Source organism: Pseudoduganella namucuonensis, assembly GCF_900116645.1.
Classification (GTDB): domain Bacteria; phylum Pseudomonadota; class Gammaproteobacteria; order Burkholderiales; family Burkholderiaceae_D; genus Rugamonas; species Rugamonas namucuonensis.
In genome coordinates, this window is record NZ_FPBO01000007.1 from 251089 (window position 1) to 257395 (window position 6307).

Below are 6307 nucleotides of genomic sequence, written 5' to 3' on the forward strand. Positions count from 1 at the left end.
GGTGTCCGGCGCTCTGAGGTCAAATAGGGCGACCTACACGCTGCGGAGAAAAACATGCTTATCGCCACGTTCAACGTCAACGGCATCACCAGCCGCCTGCCCGCGCTGCTGCAATGGCTGGGGGAAAAGCAGCCGGACGTCGCCTGCCTGCAGGAGTTGAAGGCGCCGCAGGAAAAGTTTCCCGAGGCGGCGCTGAACGAGATCGGCTACCAGGCCATCTGGCACGGGCAAAAGAGCTGGAACGGCGTGGCGATCCTGGCGCGCGGCGAGGCGCCGCTGGAGGTGGGACGCGGGCTGCCTGGCGACCCGGAGGATGCCCAGAGCCGCTATATCGAAGCGGTGGTCAACGGCGTGGTGGTCGCCTGCCTGTACCTGCCCAACGGCAATCCCGCGCCCGGTCCCAAGTTCGACTACAAGCTCAAATGGTTCGAGCGGCTGATCCTGCGCGCCGAGGAACTGCTGGCGACCGGCGCGCCGGTGGTGCTGGCGGGCGACTTCAACGTGATGCCGACCGATATCGACGTCTACAAGCCGGAGCGCTGGGTGGACGACGCGCTGTTCCGGCCCGAGACGCGCGCGGCCTTCCACCGCCTGGTGGCGCAGGGGTGGTGCGACGCGCTGCGCGCCATGCATCCGGACGAACGCATCTACACGTTCTGGGATTACTTCCGCAACGCGTACGGGCGCGACGCGGGGCTGCGCATCGACCACCTGCTGCTCAGCCCGGCGCTAGCGGAGACGCTGAGGGCGGCCGGCGTGGACCGGGAGGTGCGCGGCCGGGAGAAACCCAGCGACCACGCGCCCACGTGGATCGAGCTGGACCTGGACGGCGTGGCCGCCGCTCCCGCCAAACGGCGGAGCAAAAAGGCATCCTGACGCGAAGGCGCCGCGCGGGCCGCCGCCGGCCCGCCCTTAATGCCCGTGCCGCTTCTCGTACTCGTCCGCCTCCGCCTTGGTCTTGTGGACGATGCCGTCCGGATGCTCCGGCGGCGTGTACAGGGTGTAGAGCCGCATCGGCTCCGTGGTGGACGTGTTGATGACGTTGTGCTCGGTGCCGGCCGGGATCACCACGGCGGTGCCGTCCTCCAGCGGGTGCTTCTCGCCGTCCAGGATCGCCACGCCCTCGCCCGCTTCGACACGGATGAACTGGTCGTGGCCATCGTGGTGTTCCATGCCGATCTCCTCGCCCGGCCGCAGGGTCATGATGACCAGCTGGCTGCGCTTGGTGGTGTAGAGCACCTCGCGGAAGTTGTTACCGGCAAGCGTCTTTTCCTCGATGTTAATGCTGTAGCCTGACATGCTGTGATCTCCTGTTAAGGGTGTCGTCCCTCTGGATATTGTATAAGGGTCATGTCTTCGGGCGCGCCTTCCACGACTGTGGCGAACCGCCCCTATGTTGGCGAACGCACCGACGACGTTTTCCGAGGCGCCTAGCGTAATGCGGTGTCCCAACAGCAGGAGCAAGCCATGAGGATTTTGCCTGTAACCATGACGACGACCCGGCTGTGGTGCGGCCTGGTCTTGTCGTTGTTCCTGGCGGCGCAGGCCGGCGCCGCGCCCGATTCGCCGGCGCGCCACAAGGGCAAGACCGCTTCCGCCGGCAAGAGCCACAAGTCCCATCTCGACCGGTCCGGGAAGACCAGGACCGGCAAGGCGTCCGTCTACGGCCGCAAGTTCTACGGCAAGAAAATGGCGAACGGCGAAAGAATGAAACCCGACAGCAACCACGCGGCCAGCAAGACCCTGCCGCTCGGCACCACGGCCAAGGTGACCACCGTTGAAAGCGGCAAGACCGATGTCGTCGTCATCACCGATCGCGGCCCCTACGTCGGCGGGCGCATCATCGATGTCTCCCCGCAAACCGCGAAGGACCTGGACATCAGGAAGGAAGGCGTGGCCAAGGTGAAAGTGACGCCCCTGCACTTACCCAAACCCGACGACGAGGAACCGCCACGCGCGAAGAAATAGCAGCCGCTGAAGCCGGAAACCAAAAAGGGGGCGCAGTGGGGCACGTCAGCGCCGCGTTATCCGGCGCGTTGCCAGTCGAGGAATTTGATGCGGTCGTTCAGGCCGGCGCGGACGACCCGGTGGATCACGTTGCCCACCGGCCTGAACGGCACGCCGTTTTCGGTGCAAATATGGACTTCAGGCAGGGGGACGCGCAGCGCGGCGGCTTCCAGATGGGCGAGCAAGCGGTCCAGGTCGTCCATCGCCACCTCGTTGAGCAGGACGTGGCCGTCCCTGGTGATCTGGATGAGGACGATGTCCGGGGCGGATGACAATGCGCGCTCGCCGATTCAGCTACTTCGCGGCCGCGGCTCGTCGCTGGCGAAACATTTGGACGACACCGCCCAAGGCCAGCACAAACCACGCGACGACAAACGATTCAACCAGCCACGCCGGCATGCCGGGGACGCGGACCACCTTGTCGAACAGGATGTAGGCGCCAAAGAAGACCCAGGCCGCGGCCATCAGCCACCTGCGCTGCAAGGTGTAGACGCCGATGCACATGGTTGCGCCGACCAGGCTGAGTATTGTCGCGAAGTGCATATCGATTCGTTGAGTTGGTGAACCAGCGAGCTTACTGGCGCGGCCGGGGGGCGTCAATGCCGCCGCGCCATCCGGACGCAACACTATCGCGTCGAAATCCGAGTCTCCGACAGACTCGCATCGGAATTGAGATGCGCGCGCGGCGCCCGTCATCGGTATAGCGCCCGCCGACGTTGATGTTGAAGGTATCGGACACGTTATAGCTGACGTCGGCGAACGCCGCCCAGGTCTCGCTGTCTATATCCCCGAGGGTGTACAACGACAGGGGACCGGTCGGCGCGCCGTACAGCACGTCGAACTCGTTGAACACCCTCGCCTTCATGTAGAACACGCCGGCCACGCCCTGCAGCGTCGAACCGCTGTAGGTGGGCTGGAATTCCTGGCTTGTCTGGTCGTCGCCGTGGATGCCCGGCGCCTGGAACAGCGGCGTGTTGAGCGAATCGAAATCGATAGGCGCGTACGACGACGATTTGCGGTGGGCCGTGATCGACTTGACCGACAGGGCAAGATCGATCTGGTATTCGGCCATCAGCGTGGTGCCTTGGTTGACGACCCGCTGCGCGCGGCCCGTCACCATGTACTGGTCGGCGCGGGTGTCGTAGCGGTTCTCGGCGTCGTCCTCGTTGCAGGACATACGCGGGTGCGGCGCGACGATCACCAACACGCTGGGGGCGATCAGCGCCTTCGTGATCGCGCAGCCGCCTGGCGACCGGGACCGCGAGCACGGTCTGCGCGCCCTGTGGACGGCATCGGGGAGATCGCCGCGTTCGCGGGTACCATCGAGCATCGAAGGCGGCGAGGACGAGATCATGCTGGCCGAGCTGTCCGCGCAGGAGATCGCCGAGCACGCGGGCCGGAAGATGCCGCGGTTCGCGCAGCCGAGGTACGTGGAGTTCATGAGCGGCTTGCCGAAGACCGCTTCGGAGAAGGTTCGGAAGGCGGAGTTGAAGCTGGTGGGGTGACGGCCAGGACGATATGCTTGAAGGCTGTCGGCGTGGGGGCGTAGTCAACTTGCGCCGTCACTCCGCCCTGACTTCTTCGAGCAGATGGGGATGACGGTCTAGCACCTTCAGCAACTTCACCAGTGCCACCGGTGGCTTGGTTTTTCCAGTCTCGTATCGCGAAAACGCGTTGACGCCACCACCAAATATCTCTGCCGCCTCGCGCTGGTCGAGTTGAAGCTTCTTGCGCACACGAACAATGAACGCCGGATCGACAACGGCGGAGTTGACCCGCTTGTTAAATTCCAACATCAAGTCCATGGTCCGGCGTGACTCATCGACACCCAGCAGAGACTCGCCGCATGCGGGGCAAAAGTCGCCTGTGACCTGTGGCAGCACCGTGGTCTCGCCTTTGTACGCGTAGCTGATGTCGCGGGTGTCATGCACCAGCTCGGCTGCGCCGCAGATAGGACAGTTCATGGTTATAGCTCCTTGAAAGACACGATGAGCACATCCTCCACCACTGTCAGTTTCAGGTACACGGCGCCGAGCGGCGTTGCAGGACGATATACGTCTTGCCATACCCGATGGTCTGCGTGGGTGGTCATGCTTTTGTAGAAGTCCGAGGTTCGCAAACCCTTCACCACGGCCAACAAGCCATCCAGATCAAACCCCATCGCCGCGCCACCTTCTCGGGCAACCTTTGTGACTCGCACGTGGCCGGTTTCAACCAACGCCCTTACTGACGACAATTTGTAGTGCGCCTTTGGCTTTTCCATGAATTTAACCTACTAGGTTATTTTTCACAAGTACAGTTAGGATTGCTGGCGTACTGTAAGAGGCTGATTTGGATGGGACGTTGACAGGAGTTAAGCGTGGGATGAGGACCCACTTTGCGCGAACACAACAACCAAGTATGGGAACGCCTCACAGTTAGCCTTCCGAAACAGTATGGCTTTCGCCAAAGGGGTTCTCATGGGTGCTGGTGGCGCTACTAGGGTGTTGAAGTGCTTCTTTTTCGTTGGGCTGCTAGCGGGGCACGCCGTGCTGGCCTGGAATGCGTTTAAATTTAACTGGCTTTTCATAGAAATCGCCACGATTTGGCCAGCGCTGGTGCTTAGGTTGGAGGCTTGCTATTCGATCGTTTGCATGCCTAGTTCTGTAGGCTGGGGATTATGCTTCGTGCTGTGGGCGGGGACGCATTACTTGATTGCTGTTGGTCTGAGCAAGCTGTTGGCGGGGCAGGTTGCGCAGGATCAGGAGTGACTTCGAAAGCGCAGCGGGAATGCATTCTTTCTGATTTCGTGTAAAAAACTTCAGAAATACCGGGACTTCGGACGCAATCACGGATTGCTAGCTTGGCGACTTTGGATGAGCCGCCTCGGACTTGAAATGAGGATACGATCGCGCGCCCTCGGCGCGCGGGGCTGCCGCGCAGCGGCAGCAATCTGACGATTCGGAGAGGGCTTCCCCGGTAGGGGAAGCCCTTCGAATCCCCCGCGCAAGGCCCGCAGGGGCCTTGCTTCTCTCCGTCAGAATGCAAAAAAGCCGCCCGAGGGCGGCCTTTTTTCATTCTGGCGGAGAGAGGGGGATTCGAACCCCCGATAGGCTATGAACCTATACACGCTTTCCAGGCGTGCGACTTCAACCACTCATCCACCTCTCCAGTTCTCTCGCATCGCTGCAAGAGGCGCACATTGTAGCAAAGATTCTCAGAAGTACCAATGTTTTTTGCGCCCCTTCCCTCTTACGTTCACGATGCTTCTTTGAGCTGCTCCAGAATCGCCGGATTCTCCAACGTGCTCACATCCTGCGTAATCGTCTCGCCTTTGGCCAACACCCTCAGCAAACGCCGCATGATCTTGCCGCTGCGCGTCTTCGGCAGGTTGTCGCCGAAACGGATCTCTTTCGGCTTGGCGATCGGGCCGATCTCTTTGGCCACCCAGTTGCGCAGCTCCAACGCCAGCCGCTTGGCCTCGTCGCCGGTCGGACGCGCCTGCTTCAGCACCACGAAGGCGCAGATCGATTCGCCGGTGGTCTCGTCCGGCTTGCCCACCACGGCGGCCTCGGCCACCAGCGGGTTCGCCACCAGCGCCGATTCGATCTCCATCGTGCCCATGCGGTGGCCCGACACGTTCAGCACGTCGTCGATGCGGCCGGTGATGGTGAAGTAGCCGGTGTCCTTGTTGCGGATGGCGCCGTCCCCGGCCAGGTAGTACTTGCCGCCCAGCTCCTCGGGGAAGTAGCTGGTCTTGAAGCGCTCGGGGTTGTTCCAGATGGTGCGGATCATCGACGGCCATGGGCGCTTCACCACCAGGATGCCGCCCTGCCCGTTCGGCACGTCCTGGCCGGCCTCGTCGACGATCGCCGTCATGATGCCGGGCAGCGGCAGCGTGCAGGAACCCGGAACCATGGGCGTCACGCCCGGCAGCGGGGTGATCATGTGGCCGCCGGTCTCGGTCTGCCAGAAGGTGTCGACGATCGGGCACTTCTCATTGCCGACGTTCTTGTAGTACCAGACCCACGCCTCTGGATTGATCGGCTCGCCCACCGTGCCCAGCAGGCGCAGCGACAACAGGTCGTAATTCTTCGGATGCACTTTCGGGTCGACGTCGGCGGCCTTGATCAGCGAGCGGATCGCGGTCGGCGCGGTGTAGAAGATGTTGACCTTGTGCTTGGCGACCGTTTCCCAGAAGCGGCCGGCGTTCGGGTACGTGGGGATGCCTTCGAACACGATCTGCGTGGCGCCCACCGCCGTCGGGCCGTAGGCGATGTAGGTGTGGCCCGTGACCCAGCCGATGTCGGCGGTGCACCAG

11 protein-coding genes and 1 tRNA gene are annotated in these 6307 nt (G+C 62.7%); 4 read left to right on the forward strand and 8 right to left on the reverse strand.

What is annotated here, in order from left to right; all coding sequences use genetic code 11:
• Positions 1-54: 54 nt before the first annotated feature.
• On the forward strand, positions 55-876 hold the full coding sequence (gene xth / locus BM436_RS10500; protein WP_093555450.1) for an exodeoxyribonuclease III: 822 nt from the start codon (positions 55-57) through the stop codon (positions 874-876).
• A gap of 36 nt (positions 877-912) precedes the next feature.
• Here xth and BM436_RS10505 read toward each other — a convergent pair whose 3' ends face one another.
• Positions 913-1299, reverse strand: coding sequence for a cupin domain-containing protein (locus BM436_RS10505; protein WP_093555451.1), 387 nt, complete (start codon positions 1297-1299; stop codon positions 913-915).
• Between the two features lie 168 nt (positions 1300-1467).
• On the opposite strand from BM436_RS10505, the gene BM436_RS10510 reads away from it, so the two are divergent.
• Complete coding sequence (locus BM436_RS10510) at positions 1468-1968, forward strand: septal ring lytic transglycosylase RlpA family protein (protein WP_229489848.1); 501 nt, start codon at positions 1468-1470, stop codon at positions 1966-1968.
• A 56-nt stretch (positions 1969-2024) separates the two neighbouring features.
• Here the strand turns inward: BM436_RS10510 and BM436_RS10515 are convergent, their stop codons facing one another.
• Genes BM436_RS10515 through BM436_RS10525 form a run of 3 tightly spaced genes read right to left on the reverse strand, consistent with a single transcriptional unit; the run spans position 2025 to position 3184 of the window.
• Positions 2025-2282, reverse strand: a complete 258-nt coding sequence (locus tag BM436_RS10515; RefSeq protein ID WP_093555453.1) for a biopolymer transporter ExbD — start codon at positions 2280-2282, stop codon at positions 2025-2027.
• Positions 2283-2301: 19 nt separating this feature from the next.
• Positions 2302-2550 carry a hypothetical protein gene (locus BM436_RS10520; RefSeq protein WP_093555454.1) on the reverse strand — a complete coding sequence of 83 codons (249 nt, stop codon included), beginning with the start codon at positions 2548-2550 and terminating at the stop codon, positions 2302-2304.
• A gap of 31 nt (positions 2551-2581) precedes the next feature.
• Positions 2582-3184: a TonB-dependent receptor domain-containing protein gene (locus tag BM436_RS10525; RefSeq protein ID WP_093555455.1), complete on the reverse strand. Its 603-nt coding sequence runs from the start codon at positions 3182-3184 to the stop codon at positions 2582-2584.
• On the opposite strand from BM436_RS10525, the gene BM436_RS10530 reads away from it, so the two are divergent.
• Positions 3174-3512, forward strand: a complete 339-nt coding sequence (locus BM436_RS10530) for an AMP-binding enzyme (RefSeq protein WP_093555456.1) — start codon at positions 3174-3176, stop codon at positions 3510-3512. The genes BM436_RS10525 and BM436_RS10530 overlap by 11 nt on opposite strands.
• Positions 3513-3569: 57 nt before the next feature.
• Here the strand turns inward: BM436_RS10530 and BM436_RS10535 are convergent, their stop codons facing one another.
• Both BM436_RS10535 and BM436_RS10540 read right to left on the reverse strand, forming a co-directional pair.
• The gene (locus BM436_RS10535; RefSeq protein ID WP_093555457.1) at positions 3570-3971 is read right to left on the reverse strand and encodes a type II toxin-antitoxin system MqsA family antitoxin; all 402 of its coding nucleotides are present in this window, start codon (positions 3969-3971) and stop codon (positions 3570-3572) included.
• Between the two features lie 2 nt (positions 3972-3973).
• Positions 3974-4270 (reverse strand): type II toxin-antitoxin system MqsR family toxin, encoded by a 297-nt coding sequence (locus tag BM436_RS10540; protein WP_093555458.1) that lies wholly within the window; start codon positions 4268-4270, stop codon positions 3974-3976.
• Between the two features lie 172 nt (positions 4271-4442).
• Here BM436_RS10540 and BM436_RS10545 point away from each other — a divergent pair, with 172 nt between their 5' ends.
• Complete coding sequence (locus tag BM436_RS10545; RefSeq protein ID WP_093555459.1) at positions 4443-4757, forward strand: hypothetical protein; 315 nt, start codon at positions 4443-4445, stop codon at positions 4755-4757.
• 309 nt (positions 4758-5066) lie between these two features.
• Here the strand turns inward: BM436_RS10545 and BM436_RS10550 are convergent.
• Positions 5067-5157 (reverse strand) — tRNA-Ser (locus BM436_RS10550).
• 87 nt (positions 5158-5244) lie between these two features.
• The coding region (locus tag BM436_RS10555; protein WP_143133060.1) for an AMP-binding protein at positions 5245-6307 on the reverse strand (1063 nt) is incomplete at its 5' end.

What these genes read in the sequence shown, in the direction of transcription:
- xth (WP_093555450.1), top strand. Translation starts at nt 55, where the DNA reads ATGCTTATCGCCACGTTCAACGTCAACGGCATCACCAGCCGCCTGCCC.
- BM436_RS10505 (WP_093555451.1), bottom strand. Translation starts at nt 1,299, where the DNA reads ATGTCAGGCTACAGCATTAACATCGAGGAAAAGACGCTTGCCGGTAAC.
- BM436_RS10510 (WP_229489848.1), top strand. Translation starts at nt 1,468, where the DNA reads ATGAGGATTTTGCCTGTAACCATGACGACGACCCGGCTGTGGTGCGGC.
- BM436_RS10520 (WP_093555454.1), bottom strand. Translation starts at nt 2,550, where the DNA reads ATGCACTTCGCGACAATACTCAGCCTGGTCGGCGCAACCATGTGCATC.
- BM436_RS10525 (WP_093555455.1), bottom strand. Translation starts at nt 3,184, where the DNA reads ATGTCCTGCAACGAGGACGACGCCGAGAACCGCTACGACACCCGCGCC.
- BM436_RS10535 (WP_093555457.1), bottom strand. Translation starts at nt 3,971, where the DNA reads ATGAACTGTCCTATCTGCGGCGCAGCCGAGCTGGTGCATGACACCCGC.
- BM436_RS10540 (WP_093555458.1), bottom strand. Translation starts at nt 4,270, where the DNA reads ATGGAAAAGCCAAAGGCGCACTACAAATTGTCGTCAGTAAGGGCGTTG.
- BM436_RS10545 (WP_093555459.1), top strand. Translation starts at nt 4,443, where the DNA reads ATGGCTTTCGCCAAAGGGGTTCTCATGGGTGCTGGTGGCGCTACTAGG.